Below are 19,051 nucleotides of genomic sequence, written 5' to 3'. Positions count from 1 at the left end.
GCACCGAGGCGCCAGGTGAGCCACCGGGACTCCGAGACGGCGTGAGGCCGCTGAGCCATGTCGTGGCGCGCGGACCCGCGGGCGCCGACGGTGGCCGGCCCCCGCGGGCGACCCGCACCACCCGAGCGACCGTCACGGGTGGTGCGGGTGGGAAAGCGCAGCCTGGGCCCGAGCGGAGCGCATCCGTACCGCGTGCTCATTCGTCCGTACGTCGTACCTCATCAGCTGCGGCAGGCAGCACGCCAACACCCCCACCGCTCCCACGCAGATCACACCCCCGGCCCAGATCGACGCCCGTACCCCCGTCCAGGCCGCCATCCCGCCCGCCCGTACCTGCCCCAGCTGGGGCCCGACGGAGTACGAGAGCAGCTCGATCCCGGCGAGTCGCCCCCGTAGCTCGTCCGGAATCGTCTGGTCCCACATCGCGCCCCGGAAGATCCCGCTCACCATGTCGCAACAGCCGCCGAGGACGAGGAAGAGCAGCACCAGCCACACGTGGTGCACCGCACCCGCCCCCACCATCGCGAGCCCCCAGCACGCCGCCGCGAACGCCACCATCCGCCCGTGCCGGTGCACGCGCGAGGTCCACCCGCTGGTCAGCGTCACCAGCATCGCCCCGGCGGGCAGCGCGGCGTACATCAGCCCGAGCGACCACGCGGCGTGGAGCTCGTCGGCGAGGAACGGCAGCACCGCGAGCGGCATCGCGAAGAACATCGCGGCCAGGTCGATCACGTACGTGCCGAGGAGTTCCTTGCGGTTCCACGCGTACCGCGCGCCCTGGGCGATGGAGGCGAGCGACGGCTTCGCGGCCTCGTGCGCGGCCGGTGACGCGGCGAGTCCGACGATCAGTACGACCGACACCACGAAGGTCACCAGGTCCACGGCGTACGCCCAGCCGAGCCCGGCGTACGCCACCACGACGCCCGCGAGCGCCGGCCCCGCGACCCCGCCGACCGACCAGCGCAGGGAGTTGAGGGAGGCCGCGGCGGGCAGGTGCTCGTGCGCCACGATCCGGGGGACGAGTGAGTCGAGCGCGGGCCGCTGCACCGACCCGAGCGCGGAGGACAGCGCGGCGACCACGTACAGCGGCCACACCGCCGGACGCGGCATCATCGCGTTGACGAGCAGTCCGCCGCACAGCAGCCCCTGCCCGGCCTCCGTGTAGAGGATCAGCTTCCGTTTGTCGAGGGCGTCGGCGAGTGCCCCGCCGTACAGCCCGAACACGATCAGCGGTACGAGTTCCACGGCCCCGATCGCCCCCACGGCCACCGCGGACCCGGTCAGCACCTTCATCTGCACCGGCAGCGCGACGAAGGTCAGGAAGCTGCCGAAGTTGGTGATCAGCCCGGCCAGCCACAGCCGCCGGAAGTCGGCCGACGCCCGCCAGGGCGCGAGATCGGGCAACAGCGACCGCAGTCGCGCACCGGCACCGGCCTCGACACCGGCACCGGCGGGTTCGGCGTGCGCGGGCAGCGCGGCGGGGGACACGGGGGCGTCGTCGGTCACGACGGCTCATGCTGAGCGGCCGCCCACCACGGCGGCAACTGCTTTTCAGCCGCCCAGCCGCACGCTGTGTCCTGCCGGCGCCCCCGCCCGCCGTGTCCTGCCGCCGCCCGGCGGGCTCGTCGGCCGCCCTCGTCCTTCCCGTCAGGTCATCGCCCGCCGCGGTCTACCACCGCGCCGCGGGCGGAGCCGTCAGCTGGTCCGCGAGGCGGGAGAGCCGGTCGCGGAACCGGCGCCGCCCCCGCGGTGAGGGCAGGGAGTTCTCCCCGGCCGCCGCGCTGACGAGGTGCTGCACGGTGTCGAGGTCGAGTTCCTGATCTGGCGGCACGGTCAGCGACTCGTGCGCCATCGCCCCCAGCTCCCGGTCACCGGCGTCGAGCGCGAGCACGGTCGCCCCGGCCCGCCGCGCGTCGTGGACCCGCTCCAGGAGCGGCGCCCCGGGTGCGGCGGGCGACACCACGAGCAGCGTCTCGCCCCGCCGCGCCGCCTCGATACGGCCGAGGCCCACGGCGAGATGGGCCGGATCCGAGGCCCGCGCCCCGTGCCGCACCAGCGTCGGCGACAGCTCCGGCGTCCCCGACCAGGCCGCCTCGTCCACCAGATGTGCGGCCAGGTGCCACGGCTCGTACTCCGCCGTGCCCACGAGGAGCAGCCCGCCCCCGTACGACACCACGGACCCCCGCAGGCCCTCCGCGAACCGTCGTGTGGCACCCAACCACTCGGTCCCGGCGAGGACTTCGCGCAGCAACGCGACCCGTACGGCATCCATGCGCACGCATCCTGCCGCAATCGACAACTGATCAGGCGGAGTTCACCATGAATTCGCCCAAGTGGGGCAGATCCCGGCGCATGACGGAAACAACCGGAACCACCACGGCAACAACCGCGGTCACCAGCACCCCCTTCCACGCGGGCCGCGAAGGCTACGCGAGCTTCCGCATCCCCGCTGTCGTCACCACCCGTACACCCACCCTGCTCGCCTTCTGCGAGGGCCGGGTCGACTCCGCCGCCGACCACGGCCACATCGACATCGTCCTGAAGCGGTCGACGGACGGCGGCCGCACCTGGGGCCCGCTCCAGGCCGTCGCCCGGAACGGGAACGACCTCGCGGGCAACCCCGCCCCCGTGGTCCTCGACACCGGCCGGATCCTGCTCGTGCACGTCCGCGCCGCCGCCGGCGCGACCGAGGACGCCATCCTGCGCGGCAGGGTGAAGCCCGCCGACGGGCGCCGCGTCTGGGTGCAGCACAGCGACGACGACGGCGTCACCTGGTCCGCCCCGAAGGAGATCACCGGGCAGGTGAAGAAGGCGGACTGGCGGTGGTACGCGACCACGCCCGGGCACGCCGTCCAGCTCGGCACCGGCCGGGTCGTCGTCCCCGGCAACCACACCCTGCCGCCCACCGGTACGGACACCGGCACCGAGGCGAAGTACAACAGCGGCCACTGCCTGCTCAGCGACGACCGCGGCGAGACCTGGTCCCTCGGGTACGTCGACGAGAACACCGACGGATACGTCAACGCCAATGAGACGACCGCCGCCGAACTCCCCGACGGGCGCGTCTACTTCAACACCCGCAACGACTCCCCGTCCCCCGGCAACCGCGCGGACGCCCACTCCACGGACGGCGGCAGGACCCTGGTCAAACCCTTCCGGCCGCAGGCGGGCCTGGTCACCCCCGTCGTCCAGGGCAGCCTGCTCCAGCTCCGCGACCCCGACCTGCTGCTGTACTCGGGGCCCGCCGACCCCGCCGCCCGCGCCCTCATGACCGTCCGGGCCTCCGCCGACGGCGGCACCACCTGGCGGCCCGCGCACACGGTCGACGGACTGCCCGCCGCCTACTCCGACCTCGTCCGCGTCGACGGGGCGACCGTGGGGCTCCTCTACGAGACGGGCGACTTCGGGCCGTACGAGACGATCACCTTCCGCCGAATCCCCGTGACGGCCCTCACCTGAGCCCCCGAAGCCCCCGAGGCGGGAACCGCGCCACGTAAAGTCGGCCCATGACCTCTACTGACAGTGCACAGAAGGCCCCCGCCAAGGACCCCTGGGACCTTCCCGACGTGTCCGGGCTCGTCGTCGGCGTGCTCGGCGGCACCGGCCCCCAGGGCAAGGGCCTGGCCTACCGGCTCGCCAGGGCCGGCCAGAAGGTGATCATCGGCTCGCGTGCCGCGGAACGCGCGCAGAGCGCCGCCGAGGAGCTGGGCCACGGTGTCGAGGGCGCCGACAACGCCGAGTGCGCGCGGCGCAGCGACATCGTGATCGTCGCCGTACCGTGGGAGGGGCACGGCAAGACTCTGGAATCGCTGCGCGAGGAGCTGGCGGGCAAGCTCGTCGTCGACTGTGTCAACCCGCTCGGCTTCGACAAGAAGGGCGCCTACGCCCTGAAGCCGGAGGAGGGCAGCGCCGCCGAGCAGGCCGCCGCCCTGCTGCCGGACTCCCGGGTCGCGGCCGCCTTCCACCACCTGTCGGCCGTCCTCCTCCAGGACCCGGAGGTCGACGAGATCGACACCGACGTGATGGTCCTCGGCGAGGAGCGCGCGGACGTCGAGATCGTGCAGGCGCTGGCCGGCCGCATCCCCGGCATGCGCGGTGTCTTCTCCGGCCGGCTGCGCAACGCCCACCAGGTCGAGGCACTGGTCGCGAACCTGATCTCGGTGAACCGCCGCTACAAGGCTCACGCCGGCCTCCGGGTGACGGACGTATAGCGGGCGTACGGGCATGGGGGACATGAGGGACACTGGACGCCGTACGACGTCGTAGATCTCGTACGACGTCGTTGACCTCGTACGACCTCGTCCGAACCCGTCCCGACAGGAGCCGACCCCCATGCCCCTCTTGCCCCCACCCGACCCAACCCGGCGACTCGCCCTCTACGCCCTCGCCGTCTGCGTCCTCTCCGTCGCCGCGGCCGTCGTCTCCTTCGTCCAGGGCAGCTGGCTGGGGATCGTGTGGGTGCTGCTGGCCGGACTGTCGTCCAACATGACCTGGTACTACGCGCGGCGCGACAGGTCCGTCAGCTGACCGAGCAGAACTCGTTGGTGCCCTGCCAGAAGCGATAGAACTCCTGACCGCAGTACGTCTGGATCTCGTTGATCCCCAGGCTGTCCAGGATCGAGTGGATCACGTCGAAGAAAGCCGTGTTCACCGACGGGATCCACAGCACCGCGAACACGAACAGCAGGCCGAACGGGGCGAACGGCTCCACCTGGCGCTTGACGTTGTACGACAGCCAGGGCTCGATCACGCCGTAACCGTCCAGGCCCGGGACCGGCAGGAAGTTCAGCAGCGCGGCCGTGACCTGGAGCAGCGCGAGGAACGCCAGCGCGAACTGGAAGTCCCGCGGCACGCCGTCCAGGGCGTGCAGCCAGAACGGCGCCGTGCACACGACGGCGAACAGCACGTTCGTCAGCGGACCCGCCGCCGAGATCAGACTGTGCTTCCAGCGGCCCTGGATCCTGTTCCGCTCGATGAAGACCGCCCCGCCCGGCAGACCGATCCCGCCCATGATCACGAAGATCACCGGCAGCACGATGCTCAGCAGCGCATGCGTGTACTTCAGCGGGTTGAGCGTCAGATAGCCCTTCGCGCCGATCGAGATGTCGCCGCTGTGCAGGGCGGTGCGCGCGTGCGCGTACTCGTGCAGGCACAGGGATACGATCCAGGCGGCCGTCACGAAGAGGAACACGGCCACACCGGGCTGCTCGGCGAACCCGGTCCATGTCGCCCACCCGGTCACCGCCATCACGGCCACGATCCCGACGAAGACGGGGCTGGTCCTCCGGTCGCTGCTGCGACGGGAAGCGGCGGTGGTCATGGGGCTCCTCGGACTGGTACGCATGGTGCTTGGCCTGCCCGACCGTACCGGGCGCACGGGGAAAACGTCTCGCGATCGGTCATTGGTTCCGGAGAGGGTGGGGCCTGAGACAGTCATGCCACCGGAGACAATGGACCCCGTGCGCTACCGCATCCTCGGCACCACCCAGGCACTCCGCCCCGACGGCACGCCCGTCGTGCTCGGCGGGGCGCGGCTGCGCGCCCTCCTGACCGTGCTCGCGCTGCGGCCCGGACGGACCGTGCCCGCGGCCGTTCTGGTGGACGAGGTGTGGGACGGCGATCCGCCCGCCGACGCACCGGGCGCGCTCCAGGCCCTGGTGGGACGGCTGCGCAGGGCGCTCGGGCCGCAGGCGGTGGACTCCGGGGACGGCGGCTACCGGCTGGCCGCGGGCGCCGACGACATCGACCTGCACCGTTTCGAGCGGCTCGCGGGGGAGGGCGTACGCGCGCTCGCCGACGGCGACTCCACGAAGGCGGCCGAGGCCCTCGACGACGCCCTCGCCCTGTGGCGCGGGCCGGCCCTCGCGGACCTCCCGGACCGGGCCGCCGAGTCGGCCCGCTGGGAGACCCGCCGTCTCGACGTACGGCGTGCCCGGTTCGCGGCGGCCCTCGCCCTCGGCCATGCCGAACAGTCCCTGCCCGAGCTCACCGCCCTGTGTGACCTCCATCCCCTGGACGAGCCCCTGCACGTCCTGCGGCTGCGTGCCCTGCGCGACGCCGGCCGGCCCGCCGAGGCCCTCGCCGCCTACGAGTCCGTACGGGAGCTGCTGGCCGACCGCCTCGGTTCCGACCCCGGCCCCGAACTGCGCGCCCTGCACGAGGAGTTGCTCCGCCCGGCCGACGACGGCGGTAGGACGCACGTCCAGCGCCCGCGACCCCGCTCCGCGGATCGGACCGAGAGCCGGTCCGCACCGACCGGGCGTGGCCGCCCTGCATCCCCGCCCCCCGGCAACCTCCGCGCCCGGCTGACCTCCTTCGTCGGGCGGGCGGCGGACATCGACACGATCCGGGGGGATCTGGCGGCGGCACGCCTCGTGACCTTGCTCGGGCCCGGAGGGGCCGGCAAGACACGGCTGTCGCAGGAGGCCGCGGAGACCATGGCGGACACCGCGCCGGACGGGGTGTGGCTGGCCGAACTCGCGCCGGTCGACGACCCGACGGCCGTGCCCGAGGCCGTGCTCACCGCCGTCGGAGCCCGCGAGACCGTGCTGCGCGGCGCCGGTGCCGAGGAGATGCGGGCCGCCGCCGACCGGCACGACGACCTCCATCGGCTCGCCGAGCACTGCGCCAAGCGCCGCATGCTGATCGTCCTCGACAACTGCGAGCACGTCGTGGACGCCGCCGCGCGTCTCGTCGAGGAGCTGCTGGAGCGGTGCCCGGGTCTGACGGTGCTGGCCACCAGTCGCGAACCCCTCGGCGTACCGGGGGAGTTGCTGCGCCCCGTGGAGCCGCTGCCGGAGCCGTTCGCGCTGCGGCTGCTGGCCGACCGGGGGGCCGCCGCCCGCCCGGGATTCCGGGTCGAGGACGACCCCGCTGCCACCGCCGAGATCTGCCGCCGCCTCGACGGACTGCCCCTCGCCATCGAACTCGCCGCCGCCCGGCTGCGGATGCTCACCCCGCGTCAGATCGCCGACCGGCTCGACGACCGGTTCCGCCTGCTGACCTCCGGCAGCCGTACCGTCCTGCCGCGCCAGCAGACCCTGCGCGCCGTCGTCGACTGGTCCTGGGACCTCCTCGACGAGGACGAACGGGACGTGCTGCGGCGGCTGTCCGTCTTCGCGGGCGGCTGCGACCTCGCCGCCGCCGAGGCCGTCTGCGGACCGGCCGCCCTGGAAGCGCTCGGCTCACTCGTCGACAAGTCCCTCGTCGTGGCCGCCCCTTGGGGGGACGGCGAGATGCGCTACCGGCTCCTGGAGACCGTCGGCGAGTACGCGGGCGAGCGGCTCGACGAGTCGGGGCAGCGCCCCGCCGCCGAGCGCGCCCACCTCACGCACTACCGCGAAGTGGCCCGCACCACCGATCCCCGGCTGCGCGGCCCGGGCCAGCGCGCCGCCATCGCACTGCTGGAGACCGAGTCGGAGAACATCCGCGCCGCCCTCCAGCACGCCGTCGCCGCCCGCGACGAGCAGGAGGCGCTCTGCCTGGTCCTCTCCCTGGCCTGGTACTGGCAGATGCGCGATCTGCGGCAGATGGCCCGCCACTGGTCCCGCGAGGTCATGGCCCTCGGCCCGGACCCCTTCGCCGAGCCCGCGCGGCCGGCCGCCCCGCTGCTGGAGGGCTGCACCGACGCCCCGCCGCCGATGCGCCCCGAGGTCCTCGAAGAGGCCCGCCGCGGTGTCCACCTCGTCCATCTCTCCTGCATGGACATGGACATGGCTGCCTGGGACTCCCCGCAGGCGAAGCGGAAACTGCAGGTCATCAGCGAGACCTACCGCCCGGGCCAGCCGCAGACCTGCCGCAGCCCCGGCAACCTCTGGTTCTACGCCGTGATCCTGACCGGTGCCATCGAGCGGATGCGCTCCGTCATCGACGCGACCGTCCAGACCTGCCGCGAACTCGGCTACGAGTGGGAACTCGCCGTCGCCCTCCAGATGCGTGCCAACATCCTCGCCAACCGGGCCACCTGGGCGGGTGACGCGACCCGGGACGCCGACGAGGCACTGGAACTCTTCACCCGGCTCGGGGACGCCTGGGGCGCCGCCGAGGCGCTGTCCGCACGCGGTGAGGCCCACGAGCGCCAGGGCGAGTTCACGCTCGCCGCCGCGGACTACACGGAGGCCATGACCCACGCCGAAGGGCTCGGCGCACACGCCCAGACGGCCGTCCTGAGCACCCGGCTCGGCGGTGTGCTCATCGAGTCCGGCGACACCGAACGCGGCGAGCAGATGCTGCTGGAGGTCCTGGAGCGCGGCGACGGCGTCTACAACGAGGCCATGCCCGCCTCCCGGCTGTTCCTGGCGATGTGGCTGGCCCGCAGCGGCCGGGTCGCCGAGGCACGCGAACACATGCGGATACTGCGCGAGAACTTCGAAGCGGTCACCTTCGTGGTCTTCGACGGGTTCGTGGTGGGTGTCGAGGCCTGGCTGGACGCGCTCGAGGGGCTGTACGAGTCCGCCCTGGAGAAGGTGCGGCAGGCGCTGGTGCGGGCGGGCGACCCGTTGTCGCAGATCATCGCCCCGCACATGCCCTCCGCGCATCTGACCACCGCCGCCATCGCCCTCACCGGCCTGGACGGCGGCCGCCGCGTCCGCGACGCCGCCGTGCTGCTCGGGGCCGCCGACCACATGCTGCCGCCCGGCCACTTCGTGGGCCCGATGGAGGACCAGGTGCGCGCACAGGCGGAGGCCGACGTACGGGCCGTACTGGACGACGCGACGTACGAGGCCGCGTACGCCGAGGGCGGCGGGCTCTCCCTGGAGGAGGCCGCCGCCCTCGTATGACGCGGACCGGGGGTTTCCGTGTCCTGTGGACGAACGTCAGCTCTTGGTGCGGAACTTGTGGATCGCGATGGGCGCCATGACCAAGGTGAGTCCTGCCGTCCAGGCGAGGGTCACCCACAGGTTGTGCGTGACCGGGCCGCCCACCATCAGGCCGCGTGTGGTGTCCGCGAGCGCGGACAGCGGGTTGTAGTCGGTGAAGGCCTGCAGCCAGCCGGGCATGGTTCCGGTCGGCGAGTAGATGGACGAGCCGAACTGCAGGGGCATCAGCACCAGGAAGCCCATCGCCTGCACGGACTGCGCGTTCTTCATCGTCACCCCGAGGACCAGGAAGATCCACATCAGGGACGAGCCGAAGAGGATGGAGAGCCCCACGGAGGCGAACAGACCCGGCCAGTTCGTGATGTCGAAGCCGACCAGCACGCCGACGATCACGAGGATCGTCGTCGCGACGAACATCCGCATCAGCTCCACCACGATCTTGGCGAAGAGCACCGAGCCCTGGCCGATCGGCAGGGTGCGGAAGCGGTCCATCACTCCCTTCTGGAAGTCCTCGTTGAAGCCGGTGCCGACGGCCGTCGCGATGTTCATGGCCGTCATGGCCATCAGACCGGGCACCACGTACTGGACGTACGCGTCCTGTCCGCCGCCCAGCGCCTGCCCGATGGAGCCGCCGAAGACGTACACGAACAGCAGGGTGAAGATGACCGGCATCAGGACGGCGTCGAACATCGACTCCGGGTCCTGACGGATCCACAGCAGGTTGCGGCGGACGAGCGCGCCGATGTGGCGCGCGTGCGCGCGGGGCGAGATGCGGGGGTCGCCCTTCGCGGCGAGGGGGGCTTCGACAACGGCGGTACTCATGCGGAGACCTCCTCGTAGACACGGGCGGGGGTCTCGTCCTGCGGGGCACTGGCCTTGTGGCCGGTGAGGGACAGGAACACCTCGTCCAGACTGGGCAGTTCGGTGGAGATGGAGCCGATCGTGATGCCGCGCGCGGTGACCGCGCCGACCACGGCGGTGAGCTGTTCGTCGCTGAGGATCGGGACCAGCACGGTGCCGGTGTCGGTGTCCACGACCGAGGCGGCGAGACCGGTGAGCCCCAGCTCGTCGAAGAGGGAGGCCAGCGGGCGCAGCTCCAGCGGGTCCACCGGGCGGATGCGCAGCGTACGGCCGCCGACCCGGGCTTTCAGCTCGTCGATCCGGCCGCTGGCGATGACCTTGCCGCGGTCGATGACCGTCAGCTCGGAGGCCAGCTGCTCGGCCTCCTCCATGTACTGGGTGGTGAGCAGCACGGTGGCGCCGTCCGCGACCATCCGCTTGACCTCCTTCCACACCTCGTTGCGGGTGCGTGGGTCGAGCCCGGTGGTCGGTTCGTCCAGATAGAGGACGGACGGGTGGCCGATCATGGAGGCGGCGAGGTCGAGACGGCGGCGCATACCGCCGGAGTACGTCGACGCCGGGCGCTTGGCCGCCTCGGTGAGCGAGAAGCGCTCCAGGAGCTCGTCGGCGCGCCGGCGGGCGTCCTTGCGGGGCAGGTCGAGCAGCCGCCCGATCATGTACAGGTTCTCCCAGCCGGGGAGCTTCTCGTCGACCGAGGCGTACTGACCGGTCAGGCCTATTACGCGGCGCAGCTGGCGGGGCTGCGTGAGGACGTCGTAGCCGGCGACGGTGGCCCGGCCGGCGTCGGGGGTGATGAGGGTGGACAGGATACGGACGAGGGTGGTCTTGCCGGCACCGTTGGGACCGAGCACCCCGAGGACGGTTCCCTCGCGGACGTCCAGGTCCACGCCGTCCAGAGCCTTGGTCTCGCCGTAGTGCTTGACCAGCCCCCGCACGGAGACGGCGCTGCGGGCGCCGCTGTCGGGGTTCTTGTCGATTCGCGTCATGCCCATCAAGGTGCCAGCGCCCACCGACAAACCACCTACAGCTCGCCTACAGCGCCGTACGCTCGCCGATATATCGCCGACAGTGGTGGGTCTTTACGGGGGTCTGGGGGCGGAGCCCCCGAGTGGGGATGATGGGGGTCCCCCCTGCTCGAGCGAAGCCGAGAGCTTGGGGGAGGGTAGGGGCGGCGGGGGCGAAAACAAACGGGCGCAGCCCGCCGACGGGGGAAATCGGCGGGCTGCTTGGTGCCGCAGTGGTTCAGTGGGCCTCAGGTGTTCATGAGCCTCAGGTCCAGGTGCTCAGTGGACCGAGTGCTCCTCAAGAGGGAACGTTCCGCCGACGACGTCGTCCGCGAACGCGCGCACCGCGTTGCCCATGACCTCGCGCAGATCGGCGTACTTCTTCACGAACTTCGGCACCTTGCCGCCGGTGAGGCCGAGCATGTCGGTCCACACCAGGACCTGCGCGTCGGTCTCCGGACCCGCGCCGATGCCGACGGTCGGGATGTGCAGGGTGCGCGTGACCTCGGCGGCGAGCTCCGCCGGGACCAGCTCCAGGACGACCGCGAACGCGCCCGCGTCCTGGACCGCCTTGGCGTCGCGCAGCAGCTGCTGGGCGGCCTCCTCGCCGCGGCCCTGGACGCGGTAGCCCATGGAGTTCACGGACTGCGGGGTCAGGCCGATGTGCGCCATCACGGGGATGCCGGACTCCACGAGCAGCTCGATCTGGCGGTGCGAGCGCTCGCCGCCCTCCAGCTTGACCGCGCCGACCCCGGCCTCCTTGACCAGGCGGGTGGCGGAGCGCAGGGCCTGGACGGGGCCCTCCTGGTACGACCCGAAGGGCAGGTCGCCGACGATCAGGGCGCGGCTGGTGCCGCGCACGACCGCGGCGGACAGCATCGTCATCTCCTCGAGGGTGACGGGGACGGTCGTCTCGTACCCCAGGTGGCAGTTGCCCGCCGAGTCGCCGACGAGCATGACCGGGATGCCGGCCTCGTCGAAGACGGACGCGGTCATCGCGTCGTAGGCGGTGAGCATCGGCCACTTCTCGCCGCGCTCCTTGGCTGTGGTGATGTCGCGGACCGTGATGCGGCGGGTGCTCTTGCCTCCGTACAGCGCCTTGCTGCTGTCGGTGGTCGCCCGCGCACCCTCCGCGGGCTGCTTCGGGGCAGCCGAAAGCTGCGTCATCGCAACGGCTCCTTCTGTCATCTCGAGGCGCCCTGACGGCGTCCCCGGACCCCCTACATGGTGGCACCTCGTGCCACCGGGGGCCAGACCGGGGCGAGCGATGCATGTCTCGGATGGACCCGCGACGTACGTCCAGGGTGGGCCGTAGACCCATCTCTTCGTAAGGTCTCTGTAAAGGATTTACGATACGAGACGGTCCCGTATCGGAAATCGATAGGCTCCGGCCCATGACAACTCCCGCAGCCCACGTCGAACGGCGCGTGCCCGAAGCGGTCCATCGGCGCCGCTGGGCCATTCTCGGCGTGCTCATGCTCAGCCTGTTGATAGTGGTGCTGGACAACTCCATCCTCAACGTCGCGATCAAGACGATCTCGACGCCGGCGCCCACCGGACTCGGCGCCACCCAGAGCGAGCTGGAGTGGGCCATCAACGCCTACACGCTCGTCTTCGCGGGGCTGCTGTTCACCGCGGGTCTCCTCGGCGACCGGCTCGGCCGCAAGAAGGTCCTGCTCGCCGGACTCGCCGTCTTCGGCACCGGCTCCGCGCTGGCCGCGGAGGCCGGCTCGCCCGTCCAGCTCATCGTCTTCCGCGCGCTGATGGGCTTCGGCGCCGCCTTCGTGATGCCCGCCACCCTCGCCGTCCTCATGAACGTCTTCGAGCGCGAGGAGCAGCCCAAGGCCATCGGCATCTGGGCCGGCGGTGTCGGCATCGCCATCGCCATCGGCCCGATCACCGGCGGCGTGCTCCTCGCCCACTTCTGGTGGGGCTCGGTCTTCCTGATCAACGTGCCGATCGTGCTGCTCGCGCTCGGCCTGATGTTCTGGCTGGTCCCGGACTCCCGCGACCCGAGCCCCGGCCGCATCGACCTCGTCGGTGTCGTCCTGTCGGTCATAGGGCTCGTCCTGCTCGTTTACGGCATCATCAAGGGCGGCCAGCTCGCCTCCTTCACCGACGCGAAGGTCCTCGCGACCATCGGCGCCGGAATCGCCGTCATCGTCTGCTTCGTCGTCTACGAGAAGCGCAGCGACCATCCGTCCATCGACATCTCCTACTTCAAGAACAAGGTTTTCTCGGCCGCCATCACCGCCATCGCGCTCGTGTTCTTCGCGATGATGGGTGTGACCTTCTTCTCCGTCTTCTACACCCAGAGCGTGCGGGGCTACTCGCCGCTGAAGACCGGTGTGCTGCTGCTGCCGCTCGCCGCCGCCCAGCTCTTCTTCGCGCCGCGCGCCCGCCTCGTCGTCGACCGCTTCGGCAACCGGGCCACGTGCACCGCGGGCCTGCTGCTGCTCGGTGCGATGCTCGGCGCCTTCGCGACCCTGGACGCGGACACGCCGATCTGGCTCCTCGAGGTCATCTTCTTCCTCATGGGCACCGGCATGGCGCACATCATGACCCCGACCAGCGTCGTCATCATGCAGGCCCTGCCGCGCGAGAAGGCCGGCTCCGCCTCCGCCCTGAGCAACGTCTTCCGTCAGGTCGGCGGCGCCCTCGGCATCGCGGTCCTCGGCTCGGTCCTCTCCTCGGCCTACCGCAACGGCATCGAGGACAAGCTCACCCTCCTCCCGGCCGGCCTGCGGCATACCGCGGGGGAGTCCATCGAGGCCACCCTCGGCGTCGCCGCCAAGCTCGGCCCCCGGGGCGACGCCCTCATCACCCCGGCCAACGACGCCTTCCTGCACGCCATGCACGTCACCGCCTTGTGCGGTGCGGGCATCGCGCTGGTCGGTGCCGTGATCGTGGCCCTGTTCCTGCCGGGCCGCAGTTCGACCCCGCAACAGGGCAAGGAGGAGACGGAGTTGGTGGCCGCCGAGCACTGACAGGGCGCAGCAGGGAGAATTGCGCCAGTACCACCAAGGAAAGGAGCGACACGTGAGCCTCGCGGACAGCCCAGCCAGGCAAGAGGGGTCCCCCCGGGGGCGTCCCCGCAGCGAGGCCGTCGAGCGCTCCATCATCGAGGGCGCGATAAAACTCCTGGAGGACGGCGTCCCCCTCGCGGAGATCTCCATCGAACGCCTGGCCAGGACCGCGGGCGTCGGCAAGGCGACCATCTACCGCCGTTGGAGCGGCAAGGAGGAACTCTTCGTCGACGTCATGCGCGCCACCGAGCCTCCGGACACCGAACTCCCGGGCACCTCGATGCGCGACGACCTGATAGCCCTTCTGGAGCCGCTGCGCCAGCGGGGCCTGGCCAGCCGCTCCTCGGCGCTCCTGCACAACGTCTACGCCCAGATCAAGTCCAGCCCCAAGATCTGGGCCGCGTACCAGGCGATCGTCATCGAACCGCGGCGCCTGACCACCTTCGAGGTCCTGCGCCGCGGACAGCGGGACGGCGAGCTCCGCGACGACGTGGACATCGAGGTCATCAACGACCTCTTCGTCGGCCCCATGCTGGTACGCGCCGTCATGCGCCCGGACGCCGAACTCCCCGAGGACCTGGCCGAACAGATCGTCGACACGGTACTCGCGGGACTGCGTCCCGACCGCCCCTAGTTCGTCCTCTCGTTCCTCTCATTCATCCTCGCATTCATCCTCTCGGCCGATGCGCCGAATGTGCGCGTTTCGTCACAGAGGCCGCGCTCCGCCCCGTATTCGGAACTCCGAACGCCGAGTTGTTCGTCCTCGTGCCCGTACGGCCGTCCCCGGACGGCGAGATCGACGCCGATCATCCCCTAGGGTCGTATCCGAGGGGCTGACGGTGTGCACGGCAGGTTGTGAGGCGAAGGTATGGCGCAGGCGTACGTGACGGAGACGGGCAGCGACGGCTCGGGACCCGAGCGTCGAGGTCCCCGGCTTCGGCGCCTGCTGGACAAGCTCCGGCGCTCGCTGGGCTCCTGGCGCGGCGACCGCGGCATCTGGCGCCGCGGACTGGTCCTGGCCGCGCTCGCCCTGATCCTCGCCCTGGTGATGCTGCTGCACGCGCAGATCCCCAACAGGATCGGCAACCTCGGCAGTCTCACCGAGACGTTCCTGCCGTGGCTCGGCGTCTTCATCCCCGTCCTGCTGGTCCTCGGCCTCGTACGGAAGTCCGCGAGCGCCCTGATCGCCGTCGTGCTGCCCGCGATCGTCTGGCTGAACCTGTTCGGCGGACTGCTCACCGATCGGACCGGTGCCGGCGGCGAACTGACCGTCGCCACGCACAACGTCAACGCGGAGAACCCGGACCCTTCCCGTACCGCCCGTGACGTGGCCGCGTCCGGCGCCGACGTGGTGGCCCTGGAGGAGCTGAAGGCCACGGCCGTCCCCACGTACGAGAAGGCACTCGCCCCGACGTACAAGTACCACTCCGTGGAGGGCACCGTCGGGCTGTGGAGCAAGTACCCGATGACCGGCACCAAGCCCGTCGACATCAAGCTCGGCTGGACGCGCGCGATGCGCGCCACGGTGACGACCCCGAACGGCCAGGTCGCGGTGTACGTCGCCCATCTGCCCTCGGTCCGGGTGAAGCTGCAGGCCGGGTTCACCGCCCGCCAGCGCGACCGGAGCGCCGACGCGCTCGGTGAGGCGATCGCCGACGAGGCACTGCAGAAGGTCGTCCTGCTCGGCGACCTCAACGGCACGATGAACGACCGCGCGCTGAACGCCGTCACCTCGCAGATGCGCTCCACCCAGGGCGCGGCGGGCAGCGGCTTCGGGTTCAGCTGGCCCGCGTCGTTCCCGATGGCCCGGATCGACCAGATCATGGTCAAGGGCATCGAGCCGGTGACCTCCTGGACCCTGCCCAGGACCGGCAGCGACCACCTCCCGATCGCCGCCCGGGTCAAGCTCGCGGCAACCGGGTCTTAACCTCCTGGAATACTGGGCCTGCGAGACTTTGTTCCACAGGTGAACTTAGAGAGCCCGTGCACACCGGTGTGCACGGGCGCGTCCGTGTGTTCATGCGCCCCCGGCCACTGGGGCGCACACCCACGAACCCGGGCTCGTCCCCGCCCGTCCTGTTCTCCGCTTTGCACTCCGCTCCTCTGAAAGGCCCCTCATGCCTCTGGCCCTGCTCGCCCTAGCCGTGGGCGCCTTCGGCATCGGTACCACCGAGTTCGTGATGATGGGCCTGCTGCCCGACGTCGCGGACGACCTCCACATATCCATCCCCAGCGCCGGACACCTCGTCTCGGCCTACGCCCTCGGCGTGGTGATCGGCGCCCCGCTGCTCGCCGCGGCCACCGCCCGGATGTCCCGCCGCAAGGTCCTCATCGCCCTGATGGGGCTCTTCGTGGCCGGCAACGCGCTCTCCGCCTTCGCCCCCGACTACCACTGGCTGCTCGCCGCCCGCTTCGTCAGCGGTCTGCCGCACGGCGCCTTCTTCGGCGTCGGCGCCGTCGTCGCCACCAACCTCGTCGCCCCCGAGCGCAAGGCGCGCTCCGTCTCGCTGATGTTCCTCGGCCTGACCGTCGCGAACATCGCGGGCGTCCCCGTCGCCACCTTCATCGGCCAGCACTTCGGCTGGCGGGCCACCTTCCTCGGCGTGAGCGCGATCGGTCTGGCGGCGATAGCCTCGCTCGCGTTCCTCATCCCGCGCGACCACACGCACGGCCCCACGGGCGGCCTGCGCGGCGAACTGGCCGCCCTGCGTTCGCTCCCCGTCTGGCTGGCCCTCGGTACGACGGTCGCGGGCTTCGGCGCCCTCTTCTCCGCGTACAGCTACATCACGCCGATGCTCACGGACTCCGCCGGGTACGCCGACTCCAGCGTCACGCTGCTGCTCGCGCTGTTCGGCGTCGGAGCGACGGTCGGCAACCTCGTGGGCGGCCGCCTCGCGGACCACTCCCTGCGCGGCACCCTCTTCGGCGGGCTCGTCTCGCTGGTCACGGTCCTCGCCCTCTTCCCCGTCCTCATGAGCGCACAGTGGAGTGCGGCCGTCGCGGTCACCCTCCTCGGCGCCGCCGCCTTCATCACCGGCTCGCCCCTCCAGCTGATGGTCATGGAGAAGGCCTCCGCCGCGCCGTCCCTGGCGTCCTCCGCCAACCAGGCCGCGTTCAACCTCGCGAACGCCGGCGGTGCGTGGATCGGCGGCATCGCGCTGGCCGCGGGCTTCGGTACGACGTCGCCCGCGCTGGCGGGTGCTCTGCTCGCCGTCCTCGGCCTCGCGGTCGCCGCGACGGCGTACACCGTGGACCGCCGCCGCGCCGAGGTCCCCGCCCCCACGCCGGGCCGCCTGGTCGCGACCCACGTCCCCCCACACCCGGAACACGCGAATCACTGACGCAAGGACCCGCGCCCAAGGGGCGCGGGGAACTGCGCGCCCAGCCCCCACAGGCCCGCAGCCAAAGAACTCACCCGGGGGGTCTGGGGGCGGAGCCCCAGGGATGGGACGGGTAGGGGCGGCGGGGGCGAAACACCCCCCCCGCCCCCGACGGCGTCACGCGTGCTCGCGCCACCGATTGGTGATCGGAAGCCGCCGGTCCTTCCCGAACCCCTTGGCGGAGATCTTCGTGCCCGGCGGATACTGCCGGCGCTTGTACTCCGCCGTGTCCACCATCCGCAGCGTCTTCACCACCAGCTCCCGGTCGAACCCCGCCGCGACGATCCCGTCCGCCCCCTCGTCCCGGTCCACATACCGCTCGAGGATCGCGTCCAGCACGGGATAGTCGGGGAGGGAGTCCGTGTCGACCTGGTCGGGACGCAGCTCCGCGCTCGGCGGCTTGGTGATCGAGTTCTCGGGGATCGGCGGGGTCTGCCCCCGCTCGGCCGCCGCCCGGTTCCGCCACTCCGCCAGCCGGAAGATCGACGTCTTGTACACGTCCTTGATGGGCCCGTACGCGCCCACGGAGTCGCCGTACAGCGTCGAATACCCCACCGCCAGCTCGGACTTGTTCCCCGGCGCCAGCACGATGTGCCCCTCCTGGTTGGAGATGGCCATCAGCATCGTGCCTCGCAGGCGCGACTGGAGGTTCTCCTCCGCCAGCCCGGTCAGCCCCAGCGACGACATATACGCGTCGAACATCGGCTCGATCGCCACCGTCCGGAAGTTCAGCCCCGTCCGCCGCGCCAGCTCCGCCGCGTCCCCCTTGGAGTGGTCGGAGGAGTACTTCGACGGCATCGACACCCCGTACACGTTCTGCGCACCCAGCGCGTCGCACGCGATCGCCGCGACCAGCGCCGAGTCGATGCCGCCGGACAGTCCGATCAGCACGGACCGGAACCCGTTCTTCGCGACGTACGCCCGCAGGCCGACGACCAGCGCCGAGTAGACCTCCTCGTCGGCGTCGAGCCGCTCCGCGTACCCGCCGGCGAGCTCCGCCTCGTACGCGGGCAGCGGTTCCCCCGACAGCACCAGCCGCTCGATCCGCAGCCCGTCGTCGACGACGCCCGTCACCGGCTCGGCGGCACCCGCCGGCAGCTCCAGGTCCAGTACGACGCACCCCTCCGCGAACTGCGGCGCGCGTGCGACGACCTCCCCGTCCCGGTCGACCACGATGGAGTCGCCGTCGAAGACCAGCTCGTCCTGCCCGCCGATCATGGCGAGGTAGGCGGTGGTGCAGCCGGCCTCCTGGGCCCGCTTGCGCACCAGTTCGAGGCGGGTGTCGTCCTTGTCGCGCTCGTACGGCGAGGCGTTGATGGAGAGCAGCAGCCCGGCCCCGGCGGACCGGGCGGCCGGCACGCGCCCGCCGTCCTGCCAGAGGTCCTCGCAGATGGCGAGGGCCACGTCGATCCCGTGCACCCGCACGACCGGCATGGTGTCGCCGGGCACGAAGTAGCGGAACTCGTCGAACACGCCGTAGTTCGGAAGGTGGTGCTTGGCGAAGGTCAGCGCCACCCGGCCCCCGTGGAGCACGGCGGCGGCGTTCTGCGGGGCGCCGGCCGGCTGCCCGTACTTCGGCTGGGCGGTCTCGGACCGGTCGAGGTAGCCGACGATCACCGGTAGCTCTCCGAAGCCCTCGTCGGCCAGCCGCGCGGCCAGCGCGCGCAGCGCCGCGCGGGAGGCCTCGACGAAGGACGACCGCAGGGCCAGGTCCTCGACGGGATACCCGGTCAGCACCATCTCGGGGAACGCCACCAGATGCGCTCCCTGCTCGGCGGAGTGCCGGGTCCAACGGACGATCGCCTCGGCGTTGGCGGTGAGATCGCCGACGGTCGAGTCGATCTGATTCAGGGCGAGGCGTAGTTGAGGCACGGGCCCAGTGTAATCGTCAGAGCGACACAATGGGGTGTGGGGCGCCCCACGTGGAGACGCCCGGGCCTCCGGCGCGGCAGTGCGGTGCG

Annotated in this window: 15 protein-coding genes; 8 read left to right on the top strand and 7 right to left on the bottom strand. The window is 71.5% G+C overall.

What is annotated here, in order from left to right:
* Positions 1–132: 132 nt before the first annotated feature.
* Together OG798_RS18395 and OG798_RS18390 are read right to left on the bottom strand one after the other, a co-directional pair.
* The gene (locus OG798_RS18395) at positions 133–1,473 is read right to left on the bottom strand and encodes an MFS transporter (protein ID WP_413253644.1); all 1,341 of its coding nucleotides are present in this window, start codon (positions 1,471–1,473) and stop codon (positions 133–135) included.
* A 196-nt stretch (positions 1,474–1,669) separates the two neighbouring features.
* Positions 1,670–2,272, bottom strand: a complete 603-nt coding sequence (locus tag OG798_RS18390) for a hypothetical protein (RefSeq protein ID WP_067363306.1) — start codon at positions 2,270–2,272, stop codon at positions 1,670–1,672.
* Positions 2,273–2,352: 80 nt separating this feature from the next.
* Between OG798_RS18390 and OG798_RS18385 the strand changes: the two genes are divergently transcribed.
* The 3 genes from OG798_RS18385 to OG798_RS18375 all read left to right on the top strand — a co-directional run bounded on the left by OG798_RS18385 (position 2,353) and on the right by OG798_RS18375 (position 4,527).
* A complete protein-coding gene (locus OG798_RS18385; RefSeq protein ID WP_267061562.1) occupies positions 2,353–3,459 on the top strand; it encodes a sialidase family protein in 1,107 nt (368 codons plus the stop codon).
* A gap of 47 nt (positions 3,460–3,506) precedes the next feature.
* Positions 3,507–4,211, top strand: a complete 705-nt coding sequence (npdG, locus tag OG798_RS18380; protein WP_097226123.1) for an NADPH-dependent F420 reductase — start codon at positions 3,507–3,509, stop codon at positions 4,209–4,211.
* A 121-nt stretch (positions 4,212–4,332) separates the two neighbouring features.
* Positions 4,333–4,527 carry a hypothetical protein gene (locus OG798_RS18375; RefSeq protein WP_267061561.1) on the top strand — a complete coding sequence of 65 codons (195 nt, stop codon included), beginning with the start codon at positions 4,333–4,335 and terminating at the stop codon, positions 4,525–4,527.
* On the opposite strand, the gene OG798_RS18370 is transcribed toward OG798_RS18375, so the two are convergent.
* On the bottom strand, positions 4,520–5,320 hold the full coding sequence (locus OG798_RS18370; protein WP_328757321.1) for a site-2 protease family protein: 801 nt from the start codon (positions 5,318–5,320) through the stop codon (positions 4,520–4,522). The genes OG798_RS18375 and OG798_RS18370 overlap by 8 nt on opposite strands.
* Positions 5,321–5,450: 130 nt before the next feature.
* Here OG798_RS18370 and OG798_RS18365 point away from each other — a divergent pair, with 130 nt between their 5' ends.
* A complete protein-coding gene (locus OG798_RS18365; protein ID WP_328760047.1) occupies positions 5,451–8,780 on the top strand; it encodes an AfsR/SARP family transcriptional regulator in 3,330 nt (1,109 codons plus the stop codon).
* 36 nt (positions 8,781–8,816) lie between these two features.
* Here the strand turns inward: OG798_RS18365 and OG798_RS18360 are convergent, their stop codons facing one another.
* The 3 genes from OG798_RS18360 to panB all read right to left on the bottom strand — a co-directional run bounded on the left by OG798_RS18360 (position 8,817) and on the right by panB (position 11,851).
* On the bottom strand, positions 8,817–9,641 hold the full coding sequence (locus tag OG798_RS18360) for an ABC transporter permease (RefSeq protein WP_095855021.1): 825 nt from the start codon (positions 9,639–9,641) through the stop codon (positions 8,817–8,819).
* Positions 9,638–10,666 carry an ATP-binding cassette domain-containing protein gene (locus OG798_RS18355; RefSeq protein WP_095855022.1) on the bottom strand — a complete coding sequence of 343 codons (1,029 nt, stop codon included), beginning with the start codon at positions 10,664–10,666 and terminating at the stop codon, positions 9,638–9,640. The genes OG798_RS18360 and OG798_RS18355 overlap by 4 nt, the downstream gene beginning before the upstream one ends.
* A 297-nt stretch (positions 10,667–10,963) precedes the next feature.
* The gene (gene panB, locus OG798_RS18350; protein ID WP_328757320.1) at positions 10,964–11,851 is read right to left on the bottom strand and encodes a 3-methyl-2-oxobutanoate hydroxymethyltransferase; all 888 of its coding nucleotides are present in this window, start codon (positions 11,849–11,851) and stop codon (positions 10,964–10,966) included.
* A gap of 227 nt (positions 11,852–12,078) precedes the next feature.
* On the opposite strand from panB, the gene OG798_RS18345 reads away from it, so the two are divergent.
* From OG798_RS18345 to OG798_RS18330, 4 genes are all read left to right on the top strand, one after another.
* Entirely contained in the window at positions 12,079–13,671 is a 1,593-nt protein-coding gene (locus OG798_RS18345) for an MFS transporter (RefSeq protein WP_095855024.1), read from the top strand.
* A 52-nt stretch (positions 13,672–13,723) separates the two neighbouring features.
* Positions 13,724–14,344 (top strand): TetR/AcrR family transcriptional regulator, encoded by a 621-nt coding sequence (locus OG798_RS18340; protein WP_075026511.1) that lies wholly within the window; start codon positions 13,724–13,726, stop codon positions 14,342–14,344.
* A gap of 234 nt (positions 14,345–14,578) precedes the next feature.
* Positions 14,579–15,637, top strand: a complete 1,059-nt coding sequence (locus tag OG798_RS18335; protein WP_328757319.1) for an endonuclease/exonuclease/phosphatase family protein — start codon at positions 14,579–14,581, stop codon at positions 15,635–15,637.
* A gap of 190 nt (positions 15,638–15,827) precedes the next feature.
* Positions 15,828–17,051: an MFS transporter gene (locus OG798_RS18330; protein WP_095855027.1), complete on the top strand. Its 1,224-nt coding sequence runs from the start codon at positions 15,828–15,830 to the stop codon at positions 17,049–17,051.
* 156 nt (positions 17,052–17,207) lie between these two features.
* Here the strand turns inward: OG798_RS18330 and OG798_RS18325 are convergent, their stop codons facing one another.
* Positions 17,208–18,962: an NAD+ synthase gene (locus OG798_RS18325; RefSeq protein ID WP_328757318.1), complete on the bottom strand. Its 1,755-nt coding sequence runs from the start codon at positions 18,960–18,962 to the stop codon at positions 17,208–17,210.
* Positions 18,963–19,051: the final 89 nt, after the last annotated feature.

Source organism: Streptomyces sp. NBC_00271 (genome assembly GCF_036178845.1).
In the GTDB taxonomy this organism is placed as follows: Bacteria; Actinomycetota; Actinomycetes; order Streptomycetales; family Streptomycetaceae; genus Streptomyces.
This window is presented reverse-complemented; position numbering and strand designations above follow the sequence as displayed.

Excerpts from the sequence above, each read along its gene's own strand:
- OG798_RS18390 (WP_067363306.1), bottom strand. The coding sequence starts at position 2,272 with ATGGATGCCGTACGGGTCGCGTTGCTGCGCGAAGTCCTCGCCGGGACC.
- OG798_RS18385 (WP_267061562.1), top strand. The coding sequence starts at position 2,353 with ATGACGGAAACAACCGGAACCACCACGGCAACAACCGCGGTCACCAGC.
- npdG (WP_097226123.1), top strand. The coding sequence starts at position 3,507 with ATGACCTCTACTGACAGTGCACAGAAGGCCCCCGCCAAGGACCCCTGG.
- OG798_RS18375 (WP_267061561.1), top strand. The coding sequence starts at position 4,333 with ATGCCCCTCTTGCCCCCACCCGACCCAACCCGGCGACTCGCCCTCTAC.
- OG798_RS18370 (WP_328757321.1), bottom strand. The coding sequence starts at position 5,320 with ATGACCACCGCCGCTTCCCGTCGCAGCAGCGACCGGAGGACCAGCCCC.
- OG798_RS18365 (WP_328760047.1), top strand. The coding sequence starts at position 5,451 with ATGGACCCCGTGCGCTACCGCATCCTCGGCACCACCCAGGCACTCCGC.
- OG798_RS18360 (WP_095855021.1), bottom strand. The coding sequence starts at position 9,641 with ATGAGTACCGCCGTTGTCGAAGCCCCCCTCGCCGCGAAGGGCGACCCC.
- OG798_RS18355 (WP_095855022.1), bottom strand. The coding sequence starts at position 10,666 with ATGACGCGAATCGACAAGAACCCCGACAGCGGCGCCCGCAGCGCCGTC.
- panB (WP_328757320.1), bottom strand. The coding sequence starts at position 11,851 with ATGACGCAGCTTTCGGCTGCCCCGAAGCAGCCCGCGGAGGGTGCGCGG.
- OG798_RS18345 (WP_095855024.1), top strand. The coding sequence starts at position 12,079 with ATGACAACTCCCGCAGCCCACGTCGAACGGCGCGTGCCCGAAGCGGTC.
- OG798_RS18335 (WP_328757319.1), top strand. The coding sequence starts at position 14,579 with ATGGCGCAGGCGTACGTGACGGAGACGGGCAGCGACGGCTCGGGACCC.
- OG798_RS18330 (WP_095855027.1), top strand. The coding sequence starts at position 15,828 with ATGCCTCTGGCCCTGCTCGCCCTAGCCGTGGGCGCCTTCGGCATCGGT.